Source organism: Termitidicoccus mucosus, assembly GCF_038725785.1.
In the GTDB taxonomy this organism is placed as follows: domain Bacteria; phylum Verrucomicrobiota; class Verrucomicrobiia; order Opitutales; family Opitutaceae; genus Termitidicoccus; species Termitidicoccus mucosus.
Window position 1 is genome coordinate 4,971,935 of sequence record NZ_CP109796.1, and the last position, 19,371, is coordinate 4,991,305.

At 65.5% G+C, this 19,371-nt stretch carries 11 protein-coding genes; 10 read left to right on the forward strand and 1 reads right to left on the reverse strand.

The window, feature by feature from the left end; genetic code table 11:
- The first annotated feature begins 132 nt into the window (after nucleotides 1-132).
- The 9 genes from OH491_RS17290 (at nucleotide 133) to OH491_RS17330 (ending at nucleotide 18,176) form a co-directional block, all read left to right on the forward strand.
- Nucleotides 133-2,532 (forward strand): TonB-dependent siderophore receptor, encoded by a 2,400-nt coding sequence (locus OH491_RS17290; protein WP_145928783.1) that lies wholly within the window; start codon nucleotides 133-135, stop codon nucleotides 2,530-2,532.
- Nucleotides 2,533-2,535: 3 nt separating this feature from the next.
- Nucleotides 2,536-6,126: a glycoside hydrolase family 38 C-terminal domain-containing protein gene (locus tag OH491_RS17295; protein ID WP_145928782.1), complete on the forward strand. Its 3,591-nt coding sequence runs from the start codon at nucleotides 2,536-2,538 to the stop codon at nucleotides 6,124-6,126.
- Between the two features lie 39 nt (nucleotides 6,127-6,165).
- Complete coding sequence (locus OH491_RS17300; RefSeq protein WP_068770348.1) at nucleotides 6,166-7,458, forward strand: FAD-dependent oxidoreductase; 1,293 nt, start codon at nucleotides 6,166-6,168, stop codon at nucleotides 7,456-7,458.
- An 11-nt stretch (nucleotides 7,459-7,469) separates the two neighbouring features.
- Nucleotides 7,470-8,768, forward strand: coding sequence for an MFS transporter (locus tag OH491_RS17305; protein WP_068770347.1), 1,299 nt, complete (start codon nucleotides 7,470-7,472; stop codon nucleotides 8,766-8,768).
- Between the two features lie 20 nt (nucleotides 8,769-8,788).
- Nucleotides 8,789-9,478 carry an SGNH/GDSL hydrolase family protein gene (locus OH491_RS17310; RefSeq protein ID WP_068770346.1) on the forward strand — a complete coding sequence of 230 codons (690 nt, stop codon included), beginning with the start codon at nucleotides 8,789-8,791 and terminating at the stop codon, nucleotides 9,476-9,478.
- A gap of 30 nt (nucleotides 9,479-9,508) precedes the next feature.
- Nucleotides 9,509-10,789 carry an alpha/beta hydrolase gene (locus OH491_RS17315; RefSeq protein WP_342750617.1) on the forward strand — a complete coding sequence of 427 codons (1,281 nt, stop codon included), beginning with the start codon at nucleotides 9,509-9,511 and terminating at the stop codon, nucleotides 10,787-10,789.
- 321 nt (nucleotides 10,790-11,110) lie between these two features.
- A complete protein-coding gene (locus OH491_RS17320; RefSeq protein WP_342750618.1) occupies nucleotides 11,111-11,272 on the forward strand; it encodes a hypothetical protein in 162 nt (53 codons plus the stop codon).
- Between the two features lie 41 nt (nucleotides 11,273-11,313).
- Nucleotides 11,314-12,486 carry a substrate-binding domain-containing protein gene (locus OH491_RS17325; protein ID WP_068770344.1) on the forward strand — a complete coding sequence of 391 codons (1,173 nt, stop codon included), beginning with the start codon at nucleotides 11,314-11,316 and terminating at the stop codon, nucleotides 12,484-12,486.
- Between the two features lie 215 nt (nucleotides 12,487-12,701).
- Complete coding sequence (locus OH491_RS17330) at nucleotides 12,702-18,176, forward strand: autotransporter-associated beta strand repeat-containing protein (RefSeq protein ID WP_342750619.1); 5,475 nt, start codon at nucleotides 12,702-12,704, stop codon at nucleotides 18,174-18,176.
- 22 nt (nucleotides 18,177-18,198) lie between these two features.
- On the opposite strand, the gene kdsB is transcribed toward OH491_RS17330, so the two are convergent.
- Entirely contained in the window at nucleotides 18,199-18,939 is a 741-nt protein-coding gene (gene kdsB / locus OH491_RS17335; protein ID WP_068770342.1) for a 3-deoxy-manno-octulosonate cytidylyltransferase, read from the reverse strand.
- Nucleotides 18,940-19,052: 113 nt separating this feature from the next.
- Here kdsB and OH491_RS17340 point away from each other — a divergent pair, with 113 nt between their 5' ends.
- A complete protein-coding gene (locus OH491_RS17340; protein WP_068770341.1) occupies nucleotides 19,053-19,352 on the forward strand; it encodes an HPr family phosphocarrier protein in 300 nt (99 codons plus the stop codon).
- Nucleotides 19,353-19,371: the final 19 nt, after the last annotated feature.

The window sequence follows — 19,371 nt, forward strand, 5'->3', positions numbered from 1 at the left end:
AGCGGCAAGGGATTATTTTTTGTTATAATTCATTAATTTATAAATAGTTATGTTAAAATTTAACGAAGATAAAAATTTGGCTTGATATTTGTATCATACATAATACAAGAAAGGCTTAATTCACCACCCCGCATGCCTCGTTATTCCCCTCCATCATCCGGTCTTTCCTCCATTGTGGCCACCCTTGCCATGACGGCGGCGACCTTTGCGCAAACGGCAGAACGTCCCTCCAGCGACCTCGTGCCCATCGACGACGAGGAAATCGTCACGCTCGACGAGTTTCGTGTGACATCGAACAGCATGCGCGACGAATACATCGCCTCGGAGGCGATCAGCGGCACCCGCACCGGCGAGCGCATTGCCGACATCCCGTTCAGCGTGCAGGTCCTCACCAACGAGTTTCTCGAGGACTTCCAGTTCATTGATGACAATAATCCGCTGCCGACCGTGCCGAACTACTCGCCCGACGGCGGCGGACGCCTGCGCGGCTTCCAGCCCCTGACCATGCGCGACGGCTTCTCGCGCGCCGGCCCGGCCGGGCTTGCGAACACCAGGCAGATCGAGGTCATCATGGGGCCGCAGTCCACGCTCTACGGCCAGGCCAGCCCCGGGGGCATCCTGAATTATATATCGAAGCGGCCCACGCGCGCCAACCGCCAGCGCCTCACCATCTCCGGCGGCAGCTACGATTACCTGCGCCTCGAGTTCGACGCCACCGGCCCGCTCGTCCGCGGCAAGTTATATTATATGCTGGATGTCTCGCAACGGTTTTCCCGCGGGCAGATCGACTTCGGGGAGAGCGACAATAAAAACTACACGCTCGGCCTCCTCTGGATGGCGAGCCGGAACACCTCCGTTTCCCTGAACTGGGAGCAGCAGTTTGTATCCAGTTATGACGCGGCCTCCACTCCCTCGGTGATCATCGGCAGCCTGGCCATGACCACCAACAATCCCGTCCCCCGCTCGCCTTATATTCGCAAAAACGGCGTGGACATGGGGCCGCTGCTCCTCGTGTGGCGGGATCTGCCGGCCCCGGCCGGCGTGGTGGACGGCGTCCCGGTCGTCGCGCGCGACGACTATTCCTCCCTTGCCAGCTTCAATCGCATCGGCCCCTATCAGGATAACTCCAGCCGCTTCGACAGCCTGACCCTGCTGGTCGAGCATCGCTTCAGCCCGGTTTGGAGCGCGCGGACCAATTTTCTCTATTATCACCGCGACATGGACGACCGCTCCTGGACCTCGGGCCTGCAATTCGACTGGGACTACCAGCGCATGTGGGCGCGTTCCCCGATGACGCAATACCAGACGATCGACAATTACGCCGTCCAGTCCGAGCTGCTGGCCCGCTTCAGCACAAAAAACGTCGCCCACAAGTTCCTCGTCGCCATCGATTACGCCCGCGACCGGTATGACAACCTCAGCCAATACCTCCCGAATTATTCATCGAGCGCCCCGGCCGACCTCTTCGACATAACGGATTTGCCCATCGATACCCGGACGCTTGATCCCTTCGATCCGCTCTGGTATCAGGTCGATTACGGCAAGCTCACCCGGATCACCTCCGACCTCGAGCGCACCTACGACCACCTCGGTGCCGCCGCCAGCCTGCGCTCCTTTTTCTGGGGCGAGCGCCTGATCACCAACCTCTCCGGGCGCTACCGCTATACCCGCGGGACAATCGACAGCAACTACCCGGGCTCGGCCACCAACACCTACCACGGCGCCGGGTCGGAGGACGGCTTTATCTATAGCGTGGGAGCGAATTATAAGATATTCGGCGACAACCTTATTTTTTATGCCAATACCAGCACGTCCTTCGAACCGTCCACGACTTTCGACAAGGGGCTGGTGCGGCCGCGCGAATCCGAGCGTGGCGAGGGCGTGGAGGCGGGCTTCAAGGGCACGTCCATGGGCACCCGGCTGGATTATACATTGTCGGCATTCTATATCGAAAAGAGCAACGTGGCCGTGCAAAACCCAAGTTATGACTCGACCATCGACGAAGGGCACGGGCTGGTGCCGCAATATCTGGTCGACGGGAAAATCCGCGTGCGCGGCGTTGAGCTTGCCTCGTCCCTGCGCCCGTTCAGGGGCATGACCCTGCTGGCGTCGGTGGGATATCTGGATTCCGAGGTCGTCGAGGATGATCCCCAGAACGATCCGAGCACGGTCGGGAAACGTCCGCTCAGTGTGCCGCGGGTCACCGCGTCCGCGACGGCGAAATACAGCTTCACGCGCGGCTGGCCGAAGGGATTCAGCATCGGCGTCAATGGCAACTACACGGGTGACCGCATCGCCCAATACCAGGACGACCGTGTTTATTCCGGCGGCAGCGCCTCGGCCAAGGAATATGTCACCCCCTCCCTGTTTCTGCTCAACGGCTTTGTCTCCTACAATTGGAAAACGGGCAAACGCCTGGGCCATTCGGTCACCTTCAATGTCCGCAACGCCCTCGATAAATTTTATCTCACCACCTCCTACCGCTACGGGGCGCCGAGAAATTTTGTGGTAACCTATCGCCTGAACTTCTGAGCCTTGTCTGCCTCAATCGAAATGTATAAAAAAATCGCAGCCTTTTTATTCTTCGCCGTATTTAATATTGTTTTGGCCGACGCGGCGGAGCCTGCGGTCCGCATCGCGCAACTGGAGCCGACCGTGTTGTTCGCAAACGGCGAGCCGCTTTGCCAGGTGGGCTGGCTTTCGCTCGAAAACAACACCGCCGCCCCCGTGCAATGCGAGCTGCTGGTGCGCGCCGGGGACAATGCCTCCGTTCCCCCGCAGAGATTCACGCTTCCGCCGGGGATCTCGCGCCACGATTTGCTGGTGCCCGACATGGAAAAGCCGTCAGAGGTCACGATCGAGCTGCGCGCGGGCGGCAAAACCGTCGAAACATTCCGCCAGCCGTGGCAGCCTCAGCGCAAATGGAAGGTGTTCGTCGTGAAATCCTCGCACGAGGACATCGGCTACGAGGATTACCTCTGGGTGAAACAGAAAAAAATCGCCGACAACATCGACCTCGGCCGGCGCCTCAGCGCGCCGGCGGCGGAGCCGGTCGCCGAGGGCGCGGCGGCGGCGGGCGGTTATCATTATTTTTTGGAGACGCTGCTTTTCCCGCGCTATTACATGGAGGAACGCTCGGAGGCGGCATGGCGCAAGATCGCGGAGAATGACGTGAAGACCGAAAGCATGCCGCTGGCCGGCGCGCCGAGCGGCGTGCACGCGCATTGGATGGATTACGAGGAGCTGGCGCGCATGACCTATCCGGCGCGCCGCGAATACAAGGACCGCTTCGGCCTCGACCTCGACACGTTTGTGATGGTGGACAACCCGAGTTTGTCATGGTCGTCGGTGCAGGCGCTGGCCGGCGCGGGTTTCCGCTATGCGGTGCGTTTCGGCCAGCCGTTCCGCACGAAAAAACAAAACGACTACGCAACCACCAAGGTGCCCGCGGTTTTCTGGTGGGAAGGGCCCGACGCGCAGAGCCGTGTGCTCTTCACCTGGCGCCATCACTACGGGATTAATTTCTGGTTTGGGCAGACCGGCGGCGGCGGTTATTCGGACCTGTCCGACCTCGCCGCCGCCAACGTCAACAAGGAGGTGCTCGCCGTGCAGGACGGTTCTCTCGGGCCGTATCCCTACGACGCGCTGCTCATCCCGTCATATCAGGATCACGAGACGCCCGTGTGGGACAACCGCGCGCTGCGCCGCTGGCAGGCGCGCTACCGTTACCCGGAAATCCGCATTGCCGGCCCGCGCGAATTCATGGCCTACATGGAAAACTCCTACGGTCGCGAACTGCCGGTGTTGCGCGGCGACCTGAACAATTTCTCCGCCGACTACGCGACCATCGACCCCGAGGCGCAAGGCTGGAAGCGCACCGCCTCGCGCCTGCTGCCGCTGGCCGAGTCGCTCGGCGCCGTCGCGCTCGCTCTCGACCCGTCCTTTGCATTTCCACCGGCGGAGGTCGAGCGCGCCTACACGCGCATTTTTGATTTCACTGAGCACAGCTGGCCGACGAGTCCGCCCTCCGGCCCCGTGCATCAGTTCAACGCGCAATGGGGCAAGCATCTCGAGGGCGGCCGCGCGCTCGCCGACGCGCGGCGCCTCCTCGACAAATCCTGGGATGCGCTTGCCGCCCGCGTGGCGACCGGCTGCGAGCCGGCGCTCATGGTGGTCAACCCGCTTGCGCACCCGCGCACCGACCTCGTCACCCTCGCGCAACCGCTCCCCGGCGGCGTCACGCTGGTGGACAATGCCACCGGAAAACCCGCCGTCACACAAACGCTCGCCGACGGCAGCACGATGTTTCTCGCGGAGGACGTGTCCGCGTTTGGATACAAGACCTGGCGCATGGCCGCCGCGACGCGGGGCGCGGATACGGCAAGCCCCGCGCTTTCCGCCGATGCCGGCACGATTTCCAACGAATATTATATCATAAAATTCGACCGGGAAAGCGGCGCGGTCTCGAGTATTATCGACCGCGAACTGGGCCGGGAGCTTGTCGATCCCTCGGCCCCCTATCAATTCAACCAGCTCGTGTGGGTGAACAAAAAGGGCAAGGAAAGCCTGGCCGGCACAAACTACGCCCCGAAAAAAGGCGCCACGCTCAAGCCATCCGCAGGCGCCGTCGCGGCGGAGATGGTGGCGGCCTACAAGGACGAGAAGCTGGGCGGCGCCGAGGTTACGCAAACCGTGCGCCTCTATGCCGGACTGAAGCGCATCGACATCATCAACGACCTGCGCCACGTCGGGGTGCTGCATTCCGACCGCAGCGCCGACCGCTACAAGAGCAACCTTTTCTATGCGTTCCCCGTGAAGGTCGATGGTTTCACCGCGCGGGCCGAATATCCCGGCGGAGTGGTGCGCCCCCACGACGACCAACTGCGCTGGGGCTCGCACGACTACCTTGCCGTCAATCGCTGGGCCGACGTGGGCAACAACGAGTTTGGCGTCACCCTCGCGCCGTGGAACGCGCCGATAGTGCATTTCGGCGGCATCCGCTACAACGAGTTCTCCATCGACTACAAGCCCGCGTCCTCGCATCTCTACAGCTTCGCCTGGTCCAACCGCATGGCCGGCCTGCTCGCCATGTGCGCCGACGACATGAACGGGCGGTTTGTGTATTCGTTTTCATCATACAAGGGCGGCTGGGAGGGCGGTTCCGCCGCCCGCCTCGGCTGGTCGGTCGGCAGCCCGCTTCAGGCGCGCGTCCTGGAGCCCCGCCGGCAGGGCGCGCTTCCCGCCGCGGCAGCGTCGTTTCTTTCCATCGACGCGCCCAATGTTCACCTGACCGTGCTCAAGGAATCCGCGCAACCGGGAAGAGGCTGGGTGATGCGCCTCGTCGAGACCCAGGGGCGCGCGACCGAGGCGGCCATCGACATCGCCGGCCTGCCCGTGGACGCAGCCGCTTTGTGCGACCTGGTGGAAAACGATGTGTCCGCGCTTGCGCTTCGCGACGGCAGGCTGCGCCTCGCGCTCAAGCCCTGGTCGTTCGCGACCGTGCGCGTCTATGCGAAGAAGAGCGCGCCCGGTGCCGTCGTCAGGCCCGGTGCCGCCGCGGTGTCCGATTCCGGCGTGCGTCTGGAATGGCCGGCCGTCGCCGGAGCGGTCGCGTATAATATATATCGTTCCGCCGATCCCGGCGCGCCCGCGAGCGCCCACGCGTTGGTCGGACGCGCGGCTGGAAACGAGTTTCTTGACGCCGGCCTGGATCCGGCGACCGAATATTATTATCATGTCGCCGCTGTCGGCGCCGGCAATATTCAAGGGCAAATCTCACCGCAAGCCGCTGTGAGAACCTCGTCACAAAATATCACGCCTCCGCGCCCCGTTTCCGAACTCGGCGTGGTGCGCCAGACGAAAAACCGCCAGATGGTCTGCTGGCACAAAAATCCGGAGCCCGACATCGCCCGCTACCATGTGCACCGCAGTGCGAAACCGGGCTTCGCGCCCGCGCCGGACACACACATCGGCGAAGTGACGCCGGGAGGATATTACCTGGAACACTTCGTCGACGACGGATTGTCGCCGGGCACGACCTATTATTATAAAATCCTGCCCGAGGACTGGGCCGGAAACCTGCAAAAAGACTCGCCCGAGTCCTTCGCGACCACGCCCAGGGAATAGGCGTTTTTCAATATAAACCACCGAAACGAACTCATTACCATGATCCCAAGCTCACTGGATGGAAGACGCTACGATGTGATTGTCTGCGGCGCCGGCAGCGCCGGAGTCGCGGCCGCCTGCTCCGCCGCCAAGGAGGGCGCGAAGGTGCTGCTGCTGGAGCGCTACGGCTTTGGCGGCGGCATCCTCACCGCGGCGATGATCCACACCTTCGACGCGATCAGGAGCTGCGTGGACAGCAGCGTCGATGTCGTCGCGGGATTCGCGAACGAACTCGTGGCCGAGATCAGCGCGCTCGGTGGCGACGCCACCGGCGACAACCCTCCCGAGGTCGTGTCCGTGCATCCCGAAATGCAGAAGGTCGCCATCGACCGCCTGCTGGCGCGCGCGGGCGTGGCCACGCTCTATCACGCGCATGGCTGCGACGTGCTGCTCGAGAACGGACGCGTCACCGGGGTCGAGGCTGCCCTGCGCGACGGTCGCGCGCGTTTCCATGCGCCGGTCGTGGTTGACGGCACCGGCGATGCCGAGCTCGCATTCTACGCTGGCGTGCCGTTCGACATCGCGCGGGATTTGCAGGCGCTCACCTATCATTTCCGGCTCGGCCATGTCGCGCCCGGCCCGGGCTGGTCGCAATGGGAGGAAATCACGAGACGCGCGCTCAAGGAGGCGCGCGATGCGGGCGAAATCGAGGTTTACGGCGGCCCGTGGATCATCCGTCTCGCGGACGGGGAAATCTCCGTCAACTCGACCCGCGTGTTTGGCAATCCCGTCGATCCCGTGGAGCTTTCCGCCGCGGAGCAAAAGGCGCGCGCGCAGATGCTCGACATCTGGAACATCCTCCGTCGCCGGGCGCCGGAGCTGAGGGACAGTTATATTGTTTCCGGCTCCACGCAATTGCACATCCGGGAGAGCCGCATCATTCGCGGCGAATATATATTGACCGAGGACGACATTCGCGCGCGCACGCCCTTCGCCGACAGCATCGCCGTGGGCGCGTGGCCGGTCGACATTCATCCCAACACCGGTTTTTCCGGCGTGCACCCGCACAAGGAAAACCCGCCCGCGCCCTATGAAATTCCCTACCGCTGCCTTGTGCCGCAGGCGGTGGACGGCCTGCTCGTCGCTGGCAAACCCATCTCCACGACGCACCGCGCGCACGGCTCGACCCGCGTGCCCGGCACCTCCCTCGCCACGGGCCAGGCGGCGGGCGTGGCCGCGGCCCTGGCCGCGCGCGAGGGCATCGCGCCGCGCGCGGTCGACCCGGTCCGGCTTCGCGCCGCGCTGGTCGCGCAAAATGCCATCGTATCAATCGCCGCGCCGTCGGCCGCGTGAGGATTCGCGCCATGGATAAACCCCGCTCACGTTACCGCACGACGCGCTGGTGGATTGTCGCGCTGTTGTTTCTCGCCACCATCGTGAATTATATAGACCGGCAGGCGCTGGCGGTGTTGAAGGAGCCGATTTGCGGCGGGCTCGGGCTCACCGACGCGCAATTCGGCTATCTCGGCACCGCGTTTCTCATTTCCTACATGGTGATGTACACAGTGGCCGGGCGGCTCATCGATCGCGTCGGCATCCGGCTCGGCGTCACGGCGTGCGTGGGCCTGTGGTCGGTCGCGAGCATGCTGACCGGCCTCGCGCAGGGTTTTCGCAGCCTGACGGCGTTTCGTGTGCTGCTCGGCGTGGGCGAGCCGGGGATTTTTCCCGGCGGCATCAAGGCTTGCGGCGAATGGTTTCCGAGGAAAATGCGCGCGCTGCCGGCCGGCATTTTTTCGTCCGGCAGCGCGGTGGGCGCGGTCATCGCCGTGCCGCTGCTCGTCTGGATAACCCAGGCGGCCGGCACGTGGCGGGCCGCGTTTATTATTCCCGGCGCGGTGGGATTGTTGTGGATTCCGTTTTTCTGGAAACTTTACCGCCCTCCCGCGAAGCATCCGGCGGTCACCGCCGCGGACCTTGAGGAGTTGCGCGAAGGCGGGGAGCACGCGGCGTCCCCGTCCGCTTCGGGCAGGGGGAAGACATGGGGCGAACTGCTTTCGCAGCGAAAGGTCTGGGGGCTCGTGCTTTCGCGTTTTGCCAGCGACCCGGTGTGGCATTTCTACCTGCTCTGGCTGCCGGGCTATTTCATGGCGGAGCGCGGGCTGAGCCTGAAGGAGGTCGGCATTTATCTGTGGCTGCCGTATCTGTTCGGCACGCTCGGCAATGTCGCCGGCGGCTGGTTTTCCGACGCGCTCATCCGCCGCGGCTGGACCGCGCCGCGCGCCCGCTTCGCCATGCTGGCATGCGCCGGGCTGCTCACGCCCTTCGGCGCGCTGGTCGGTTTTATAAACAGCATCGCCGCGGCCATCGCCATTACCTGCCTCATCACGTTCATGTGCCAGATGTGGTCGACCAACACCGCGACGCTCGCCGCCGACATCACCGACAATGCCGAAACCGCGTCGGTCATGGGGCTGATGGGCTCGGCGGGCTCGCTGACCGGCGCGGTGTTCATGACCGTCGTCGGCCTGATCGTGACCAAGTTCGGCTATGCCTATGCCTTTGTCCTCGCCGCCACGCTGCATCCCATCGCTGCCGTGACGATATTCCTGTTCCTTAGACCCGTGCTCTCCAGCGGAACCCGGGGAGCCGCCCGGCATCAATAACCACCCAATATATAAATCATATGAAACTGAAAACACTCCTCGCCCTCCTCCTCTCCTCGCTCGTGCTCGCCGCCGGGTCCGCCCGGGCCGACGACCAGCCCGCCAGAAAACTCTCGCCCTCGCTCCGCCCGGTCGAGGACACGCCCGGCCTGCCGCGCGTGTTCCTGATCGGCGATTCCGTTTCGATGGGCTACACGCTCGGCGTCCGCCAGGAGCTCGTGGGCAAGGCCAATGTCCACCGGCCGCCCACCAACTGCGGCTCGTCGGCGAGCGGCCGGCAAAAAATCAAGGAGTGGCTCGGCGCCGGAAAATGGGATGTCATTCATTTTAATTTCGGCCTGCACGACATGAAATATTTGAAGCCCGGACGCCAGAACGTCCCGCCCGACCGCTACGAGCGTTATCTCAAGGATATCGTGAAGCAGCTCAAGGCCACCGGCGCCACGCTGGTCTTTGCCACCACCACGCCGGTGCCGGAGGCCGTGAAAAACGCCCATTACGAGCGCATCCCGGCCGATGTCGGCCGCTATAATGAAATCGCGCTGCGCGTCATGAAGGAGAACGGGGTGCTCATCGACGATTTGCACGCCGTGGCCGGATCAAACATCGCCGAATATCAAATCCCCAACGACGTTCATTTTAATAAAACCGGCAACGCCGCCTTCGCCAAGGCGGTGGCGGCCTCGATCCTTTCGGCGCTGAAGAAATAAACCCGGACGGAGGACCCCATGCACGGAGCCATGCTGAAGTTTCCATTATATATATTGGCCGCGCTGTCTTTTGCCGCCCTTTGCGCCGCGCCCGCGCCGCGCGTCACCAGCGTCGAGCCGCGCGTGTGGCGGTGCGACTTTGACAGCGCGGCGCTCAAGCGCCCGATGCGCTTCATGGTGGTGCTGCCCGAGGGCGTGTCGCCGGGCTCAAAGGAGCGCGTGCCGGTCATCTATTTCCTCCACGGACGCGGGCGCAACGAGCGCACCCTGTTGCAGGACGACGCGTGCCGGGCGCGCCTGTTCGCGTCGCCCTGCGCCATCGTCCTGCCTTACGCGCGCGAGGGCTGGTATATAAACTCGCCCGTGCAGGCGGAGGAGCGTTACGCCGATTATATTGACGAGGTCACCGCCCTTTCGGCGCGGCTGTTTCCGCTGGGGAACACCGCCGGCGCGCGCGCCATCGGGGGCTGGTCGATGGGCGGCTACGGGGCGATGTACACGGCGGTCCGCCGCCCCGGGGATTTCGCGGCGGTGGCGACCATGATCGGGCTGCTCGATTTTCCCGTGCCCAAGGAGACCGGCGGCTACGCCGTGCCTCCGCGTTTTGGCGACGATCCCGCCGAGTGGGCGAAGCGCAATCCCATCCGCCGGTTGCAGGCGCTGCGCGGCGGCACGGGCGTGCGTGTCGCCTACGCCACGCGGGCGCCGGAGACCGGGATGAACCGGCGGTTCATCGCCGCGGCGACCGAGGCGGGCATCAAGGTCGAAGTCGAGAGCATCGACGGGGGGCACACATTTCCCGTCGTCCAGGCGTTGCTGCCGGGCACGCTGACGTTTCTGGAGCAATCGTTGCGTCCGCCGGCGCACCGCGCATTAAGCGCGTTGTCGTCCGCAATTGTCTCATGCAATTTGTATGGCTTCCAAGACCGTTATAGAACTCCTCCCCCGCTACCAGCGCGTGCGCCTGGAGCTGGAACAGTTTCTTTTGGAATTGCCTGTCGGTTCGAAAATTCCGACCGAACGCGAACTCATCAAGAAATTCGACATCAGCTCGGCGCGCAGCGCTGCAATCGCTCCGCAACGACGGCACGCTCGAATCCACGCCGGGCGCGCACGTTTCTCGCCCGCCATCCGACGCGCCCGACCGCCGGCCTCCTGCAAACCCGCGTCATCGGACTGCTCGTTCCGAACGCCACCGAGCCCATGGTGGGCGGCATCGTGCGCGGCGTCGAGGCCGAGGTCACGCGCCGCGGCACCCGCTGCTCTCGCACGACCGACCCCGGCTCCAGATCACGCAGCTTGGCAAGATGATGGACGCGCAGGTCGCAGGCATCCCTCTTTATCCCGACCGGTTCGTGACCGAGCGGAAGGAATTTCTCGTTTTGCTCAAGGAGCTGAAGCGGCGGCATCCCGCTCGTCCTGCTCGACCGCTATATCGCGGGCCTAGATTTTCGTGTGTGATGACGGACAACGTCCGGGCGTATCAGCTCACCGAGCACCTGATTTGCTGCGGACGCCGCCGCCCGCGCTGGTCGGATTCTGGCCAAACAACACCGTGCATCGTCCGCCGCCGCGGTGTCATCGAGGCGTTGCGCGACCACGGTTTGCAGCCCGAGCCCGTTCGAGACCGGGATGAACCGGCGGTTCATCGCCGCGGCGACCGAGGCGGGCATCAAGGTCGAAGTCGAGAGCATCGACGGGGGGCACACATTTCCCGTCGTCCAGGCGTTGCTGCCGGGCACGCTGACGTTTCTGGAGCAATCGTTGCGTCCGCCGGCGGCACCGGCGCATTAAGCGCGTTTGACTCGTCCGCCGAATTGTCTCATGCAATTTGTATGGCTTCCAAGACCGTTATAGAACTCCTCCCCCGCTACCAGCGCGTGCGCCTGGAGCTGGAACAGTTTCTTTTGGAATTGCCTGTCGGTTCGAAAATTCCGACCGAACGCGAACTCATCAAGAAATTCGACATCAGCCGCGTCACGGCGCGCAAGGCGCTGCAATCGCTCCGCAACGACGGCACGCTCGAATCCACGCCGGGGCGCGGCACGTTTCTCGCCCGCCATCCGACGCGCCCGACCGCCGGCCTCCTGCAAACCCGCGTCATCGGACTGCTCGTTCCGAACGCCACCGAGCCCATGGTGGGCGGCATCGTGCGCGGCGTCGAGGCCGAGGTCACGCGCCGCGGCTACCACATGCTGCTCTCGCACGACCACAACGACCCCGAGCTCCAGATCACGCAGCTTGGCAAGATGATGGACGCGCAGGTCGCAGGCATCCTGCTTTATCCCGACCGGTTCGTGACCGAGCGGAAGGAATTTCTCGTTTTGCTCAAGGAGCTGAAGCGGCGCGGCATCCCGCTCGTCCTGCTCGACCGCTATATCGCGGGCCTAGATTTTTCGTGTGTGATGACGGACAACGTCCAGGGCATGTATCAGCTCACCGAGCACCTGATTTGCTGCGGACGCCGCCGCCCGGCGCTGGTCGGATTCTGGCCAAACAACACCGTGCATCGCGACCGCCGCCGCGGTGTCATCGAGGCGTTGCGCGACCACGGTTTGCAGCCCGAGCCCGTGCTCGAATGCGAGATCGGCGCCGACCAGGATTTCTTCGAGTCCGCGCGCGATGTCGTCGCCGGGTGGGTGAAGGGCAAACGCGCCGCCGAGCTGCCGTTTGACAGCATCATCTGCATGTTCGACATGCTCGCCTTCGGGGCATTCACGGCGTTGCGCGAGGCCGGCCTGCGCGTGCCGGACGACGTGGCGCTCGTCGGCTACGATAATTTCGACTCGCAGGTTTACCGTTCGCTCGGCCTGCAACTCACCAGCGTGCAGCAGCCGCTCGACGACGAGGGCGCCACCGCCGCCAGCCTGCTCATTGACCGCATCGAGGGCAAACCGCGCCAGGACCGCGCCAACCACATCCTGCTTCCGCCCAAGCTCGTTGTCCGCACCTCCTGCGGCTCCACCGGCGCGGCCTTGGAGACGGTGAAGTCCACCATGCCGGCGTAGTTTCGGTGCCGGCGGGGTCGATTTCTCCCGTATCGCATCCATCCATGATCGGAGGCAGAAAATCGCTTGACTTGGTATTATTAATAGAACCAAATTTGACTCATCATAAGTCTGCCAAAGGACGATCCCCTCTCCCAAAATTGAAGCCCCCTGTTTGTATTATGAAAACCATGACGGCATTCCCTGTTGCAGCCGCGCGCTGTTTTTCCCCGACCATGTCCGCCGCCCGGCTGGGCCTCGTTTTCTGGCTGTTGTGGCGCGCGATGTCACCACTCGTGGCCCAGACCACCGCCACGCCGGTGATCATCGGAGACCGCACCACGACCCTCGCGCTCAGCGGTACCGCCGACAATTACGAAATCCTCGCCGGCACCCTCGTCCAAGTGGCATCTGGCAACGCGATTTCGGGCAACAACGCCAGCGTCTCCCACTGGTATTTGAAAAACTCCGGCACAGTCACAACCACTGGAAACAGTGGCTTGAATTTCACCCAGGACGCCAGCGTCACCAACCTCGGCCTCATCGAAAGTGCGAACACGGGCGCGACTCAGGCCGGCGTGTATTTTGCCTCCACTGCGGCGGGCGATGTCACAAACTCCGGCACCATCCTCGGCGGACTGAAAGGCATCAACTTCGGCAACACCGCCCGCCTCAACACCGTCGTCAACCACGCCGGCGCGCTCATCCAGACCTCCGTCAACGCCACCAACGGCGGCGCGATCTACTCGGCCAACAACAACACCGTCGCCATCACCAATGCCGGCGAAATCAACGGCGCCCTCCGCGGTCTCCACCTCGGCGGCGCGTCCGCCGTCACCAACTCCGGCACCATCACCGGCGGCTCCGGCGTCGCGATCTGGTTCAACAACACCACCGCCAGCAGCACCCTCACCCTCGACACCGGTTCCGTCCTCAACGGCGACATCGTCAGCAACGCGGGACTCCTCAACCACGTCGTCCTCACCGGTTCCGGCGTCGAGGACAGCCACTTCATCGGCGCGTCCGGAGATCCCGCCAAAGGCTTCGCCTCGCTCACCATGGACGGCACCGATTGGACGCTCTCCGGCACGGTGCAACTCTCCGGCGTCGCCGCCGACACGCTCAAGGTCGCCGCCGGGCGGCTCACCCTCGCCGGCCAGACGATTTTCGCCGCCGCCGCCGGTAGCGGCATCACGATTTCCGCTGGCGGCACGCTCCAAATCGGCGACGGCGGCGCGATCATCTGGCACGCCGACGCCGGCCCGCCCGCCATCGCCAACGACGGCGCCGTTGTCATCGCGTCTGCCGGCAACTACGCGCTCTCCGGCGACCTCTCCGGCTCCGGCGTCGTCGTGCAGGCAGGCGCGGGCGTGCTCGCGCTCACGGGCAACAACACCCACACCGGCGGCGTGCGCGTGGACTCCGGCACGCTCTTCATCGACGACGACGCGAAACTCGGCGCGCTCGCCGGCTCGCTCGCGCTCAACGGCGGCGCCGCGCTTTACGGCGCGGACATCACTACCGCCCGCGCCGTCGTCGCCGGCGGCATCCTCGACACCAACAGCCACGCCGTCACGCTCACCGGCGCGGTCAGCGGCACCGGCGCGCTGACGAAAACCGGCGCGGGCCAGCTCACCCTTTCAAACACCGGCAACAACTACACCGGTGACACCACCATCGTCTCCGGCACCCTCAAGGGCCACGTCGGCACGGGCCTGCTCACCGTGCAGACCGGCGCGACTTACATCGTGGCCGACGGCGTGACCGACGCCGCCATCGGCGCCATCGCCGGCAACGGCACCGTGGACCTCAACGGCGCGAACCTCGCCTTCAACGTCATCAGCGGCACGCAAACCTACGCGTTCGCCGGCGCGCTCGCCAACGGCGGCGCCAGCCTGCGCAAAACCGGTGCGGGCACGCTCGACCTCGGCGCGGGCACCGCACTCGCCGCCGCCTTCGCCACCGGCATCACGGTCGAAAACGGCACCCTCAAACTCGACAACCAAAACCAGATCGGCGCCGCTCTCATCCTCGGCTCCGCAGTCGGCCACGGCCTCCTCGAAGTCGACGACGGCCTCGCCGCCTGGACCAAAACCCTCACGCTCACCGGCTCCGGCGGCGGCCTGAGCATCGCCGGCGGCACACAGGCGCTCACCGCCACCGTCGAAGGCACCGGCGACTTCGTGAAAGCTGGCGCGGGCACGCTCGACATCACCGGCGCGACCATGAACCAGACCGGCGGGGGCACCCGCATCCTCGGCGGCACGCTCCTCGGCGACACCGCCACGATCAAAGGCGACCTCACCTTCGCCAACGATGCCACCGCCGAGTTTGCGCAAAACACCACCGGCACCCTCTCCGGCCTGATCACCGGCGCCGGCCACCTCATCATGAACGGCACCGGCGAACTTGTCCTCGCCAACAGCGCCAACGCCTACACCGGCGACACCACCATCAAGACCGGCACGCTCACCGGCCACGTCGGCCAGGGCACGCTCACGGTGGAGTCGGCCGGCACCTACAAAGTAGCCGACGGCGTGACCGAATTCGAACTGGCCGGCATCGTCGGCCAGGGCACGGTGAACCTCAACGCCGCCAGCCTGAACTTCAACGTGGCGAGCGGCACCGCCAGCGAGTTCAACTTCACCGGCCAGCTCGACGGCGGCCCCGCCGCGAAATTCAACAAAACCGGCGGCGGCACGCTCACCCTTTCCAGCTCGGTGGCCCTCGGCGGCGGCATCCTCGTAAAAGACGGCGTCCTCAGGCTCTCCGACGAAAGCCTCGCCGCCACGACCATCACGCTCGGCGACACCACCACCGCCGGCCTGATCGCCTACGACAACCCCGCCGCCTGGACCAAGTCCCTCACGCTCACCGGCTCCGGCGGCGGCTTCCAAGTGGCCGCCAGCACGACCACCACCCTTGCCTCCACCGCCGTGATCAGCGGCTCGGGCGACTTCGTCAAAGCCGGTGCCGGCACGCTCGACACCCGCGCCGCGACCATCACCGCCGACATCGCCGCGACGCGTATCCTCGACGGCACGCTCCTTGCCACCGCCGCCACGCTCAAAGGCACGCTCGACCTTGCCTCCGCCACCTCCGCCGTCGAGATCGGGCAAACCGGCAGCGCCACTCTCGCGAACGCCATCACCGGCGCGGGCCGGCTCGTCAAAACCGGCGACGGCTACCTCGAACTCACCAACGCCGGCAACAACTACGGCGACACCACCGTGCGCGGCGGCACGCTCTCCGGCCACATCGGCGTCGGCGCGCTCGAAGTCGCCGCCGGGGCAACCTACATCGTGGCGCCGACGGCGACCAGCTTCGAGCTGTCGGCGGTGTCCGGCTCGGGCACGATCAACCTGAACAACGCCAGCCTGACCATGAACGTGGCGGCGGGCGCGACCGGCACCTTCGCCTTTACCGGCGCGCTGACCGGCGGCGACCAATTCATCAAAACCGGCGCGGGCACGCTCGAACTGCAAACCGCGGTGGCCCTGACCAACGGCGCGCACATCCAGGACGGCACCGTGACGCTCGCCGACCAGTCCTACCTGGGCGCGCCCGTGGTACTCGGCACCGGCACGACCTTCGGATTTATTGACTATACCGGCGCCGGCGAGTGGACGCGCGCCCTCGTGCTCGAAGGGCAGGGCGGCGGCTTCGCGGTGCGCACCGGCACGCTCGCCCTCGCCGCCGCCGCCGCGATTTCCGGCTCGGGCGATCTCATCAAGACCGGCGCCGGCACGCTCGACCTCACCGCGGCGGACGCCTCCGCGCGCACCGGCGGGGCGCGCGTGCTCGGCGGCACCCTGCGCGCCACCGCCGCCGCGCTGCCGGGCGATGCCGTTGTATCCGAAAATTCGATACTGGAGTTCGCTCAAGCCTCGGACGGCGCCTACGCCGGCAGCATCACCGGCTCCGGCGCGCTCGTGAAAACCGGCCCCGGCACGCTCATGCTTTCCGGCTCCAACTCCCACACCGGCGGCACCGAGGTGCGCGAAGGTACGCTCGCCGGCACGACCGGCAGCCTCGTCGGCGACATCGCCGTGCAGTCCTCCGCCACGATGCGTTTCGAGCAGGACACCGACGGGTCTTACGACGGCGTCATCTCCGGCGCGGGCCTGATCGAAAAGGCCGGCGCGGGCAAGGTCGTGCTCACCGGCACCTACGCCGGCAGCCGTGTCATGCGGGTGCGCGACGGCGCGCTTCAGGGCAGCACCGCCAGCCTGCGCGGCAACATCGAGCTCGCCGCCGCCACCGCGACGGTGGTGTTTGACCAAGCCGCCGACGCGAGCTACGCCGGCGTCATCAGCGGCGCGGGCGGTTTTGAAAAGACCGGCGCGGGCACGCTCACGTTTGCCACCGCCCAGACCTACACCGGCGACACCGTTCTCACCCAGGGCACGCTCAAGACCGGCACCTCCAATGTGCTCAACCCCGCCTCCGCCCTCAAATTCACCGGCGCCGCCACGTTCGAACTGGGCAAAACCAGCCAGGCCGTCAAAAGCCTCTCAACCACCGGCGGCCCCGGCACCATCGCCCTCACCGCCGCCGTCAATCCAGCCGCCGAACTCATCGTCTCGACCGGGCGCCTCACCGTCGCCGACGACGCGTCGGGCGACATCCGCCTGCTCGTGACATTCGAGCAGTCCGCGGTCACGACCGGCACCGTCCGCGCCCGGCTCGTTGACGTGCAGGGCGCCAACGCCGCCAGCTATACCATTGACTACGCCAACCGCGCCGTGCTCGGCGCCTACGACCTCAAGGTCAACGCCGCGGGCTGGCTCCTGCCGGAGAACTTCTCACCCGAAATTCCCTCCGCCGCCGCGCTCCCCGCCCTGGCCGGGCTCATGGCCAAGGCCGGCGTGGACTCGCTCCACCAGTGCCTCGGCGAGGTGGCTCCCGTCCCGGCGGAAAACGCCGCCTTCTGGCTGCGCGGCATCAGCCGCGAGGACAGCATCCACGGCGAGCTGTTCGACGGCCTCTCCGTGCGCACCGCCGGCGCCCAGCTCGGCGTCATGTGGCCCTGGGGCAAACACGGTTCCGCCTCCTCGCGCCTCGATGCCGGCATCGTGGCGACGTTTGTGCAGGCCCGCTCCGACTACAAGACCGTGGCCGACATCGATGCCGGCGCGCAGGAGGCCGGTGTGTTTGTCACCAGCCGGCGCGGCGACTGGTATGCCGACCTGCTCGCCAACGTCGCGCGCAACCGCTACAAGGTCGCCATGCGCGACTCCTCCGACACGGTGCGTTTCGAGGGATGGGGCACGACCGTCGCGCTCGAGGCGGGCCGCGCCTTCGCCACCGCCGGCGCCGGGGTTTTCGAGCCGCAGGCGCGCGTCATGTATCAGAACACCCGGCTGGACGAAACCGCCGACGCCTTCAAGCGCGAGTATTCGTTTGACGACGCCGACTCGCTGCACGCCCAGGCCGGGCTGCGCTGGCACATGTCCGTCCCGACTTGGCCCGACGGCGCGATCATCCCCTCGTTCCGCGTCGCGGTCGGCTATGAGTTTCTCGCCGACAGCCGCATCACGGTCATGGACGTGCCGTTTGACAATGACCTGGGCGGCCTCGACTTTACCGCCGGCGGCTCGCTCATGTGGTGGTTCAACCGCGATGTCGGCGCCTACGTGAACGGGGCCTGGACGATGGGCGAGGTCGTGAACAGCACCGCCATCACCGCCGGCTTGCGCGTGAACTGGTGACGGCCCGGGACCGAGTGGCGCCTCAGCCCAGCACGGCCTCGAATTTTTCCGCGTCCTCGGGGGTGTCCACGCCGATGGTGGGGTCGTGGGTGACGCCGACGGCGATGTCGTATCCGTTTTCCAATACACGGAGCTGCTCCAGCCGCTCGATCTGTTCCAGCCGGCCCACGGGCAGCCGGGCGAAGCGCTCCAGCAGGTCCGCCTTGTAGGCGTAGAGGCCGAGATGGCGCAGGCAGGGGCTGGCCGCGACCGCCGCGTCGTCGGGCCGGCCGCCGAGGTCGCGGGGGTAGGGCATGGGCGAACGCGAGAAATACAGCGCGCGGCCGTCGTTGCGCAGGACCGCCTTCACCTGGTTCGGGTTGGCAAAATCCGCCGCCGTGCGGAAGGGCGTGGCGAGCGTGGCCATCGCCACGGGGCCGTCGAGCAGGGCGTCGAGCTGGCGGAGCTGGCCGCCGGTCACGAGCGGCTCGTCGGCCTGCACGTTGATGACGTGGCCGGCGCCCACGCGGCGGTTGGCCTCGGCGATGCGGTCGGTGCCGCTCTGGTGGCTGGTGCTCGTCAAAATGGTCTCAAAATGGGCGGCCTTCAGCGGCGCGGCGAGCAGCGGGTCGTCCACGGCGAAAAAGAGCGGCAGGTCCGGGGCCTCGCCGGCGATGCGCTCGGCCACCCAGAGCAGGAGCGGTTTCCCCTTGATGGGATGAAGCAATTTGCGCGGGAAACGGGTCGATGCGAGGCGGCAGGGAACGATGATGGCGGTCTTCATGGCGGGAGGGCGGGCGTCGGGCCGAGAAAGCGTGGGGGCTGTTTTTGATATTGCAAGCCGCTCCCTCAGCGAGACGATGCACAACCCTGCCTGAAGGAATCACAACCGCATAAATGGACAAAAACGACACGCCCGCCGCCGGAACCCAGATCGTCAAGGAACTCATCGTGCAGAACAAGATGGGCATCCATGCGCGTCCCGCCGCCATGATCGTGCGTATCACAAACCGTTTCAAGGCCGACGTGCTGGTCGAGAAGGACGAGGAGCAGGTGAACGGGAAAAGCATCATGGGCCTGATGATGCTCGCCGCGGGCAAGGGCTCGAAGGTGAAATTCCTCGCGAACGGCGCCGATGCCGAACAGATGCTCGCCGAGATCGAGCAGCTTTTTGCCCGCAAGTTTGACGAGGCGTAAACGGCATGGCGCCGCCCTT

Coding starts and splice junctions, on each gene's coding strand:
- OH491_RS17290 (WP_145928783.1), top strand. CDS start 133: ATGCCTCGTTATTCCCCTCCATCATCCGGTCTTTCCTCCATTGTGGCC.
- OH491_RS17300 (WP_068770348.1), top strand. CDS start 6,166: ATGATCCCAAGCTCACTGGATGGAAGACGCTACGATGTGATTGTCTGC.
- OH491_RS17305 (WP_068770347.1), top strand. CDS start 7,470: ATGGATAAACCCCGCTCACGTTACCGCACGACGCGCTGGTGGATTGTC.
- OH491_RS17310 (WP_068770346.1), top strand. CDS start 8,789: ATGAAACTGAAAACACTCCTCGCCCTCCTCCTCTCCTCGCTCGTGCTC.
- OH491_RS17315 (WP_342750617.1), top strand. CDS start 9,509: ATGCTGAAGTTTCCATTATATATATTGGCCGCGCTGTCTTTTGCCGCC.
- OH491_RS17320 (WP_342750618.1), top strand. CDS start 11,111: ATGAACCGGCGGTTCATCGCCGCGGCGACCGAGGCGGGCATCAAGGTC.
- OH491_RS17325 (WP_068770344.1), top strand. CDS start 11,314: ATGGCTTCCAAGACCGTTATAGAACTCCTCCCCCGCTACCAGCGCGTG.
- OH491_RS17330 (WP_342750619.1), top strand. CDS start 12,702: ATGTCCGCCGCCCGGCTGGGCCTCGTTTTCTGGCTGTTGTGGCGCGCG.
- kdsB (WP_068770342.1), bottom strand. CDS start 18,939: ATGAAGACCGCCATCATCGTTCCCTGCCGCCTCGCATCGACCCGTTTC.
- OH491_RS17340 (WP_068770341.1), top strand. CDS start 19,053: ATGGACAAAAACGACACGCCCGCCGCCGGAACCCAGATCGTCAAGGAA.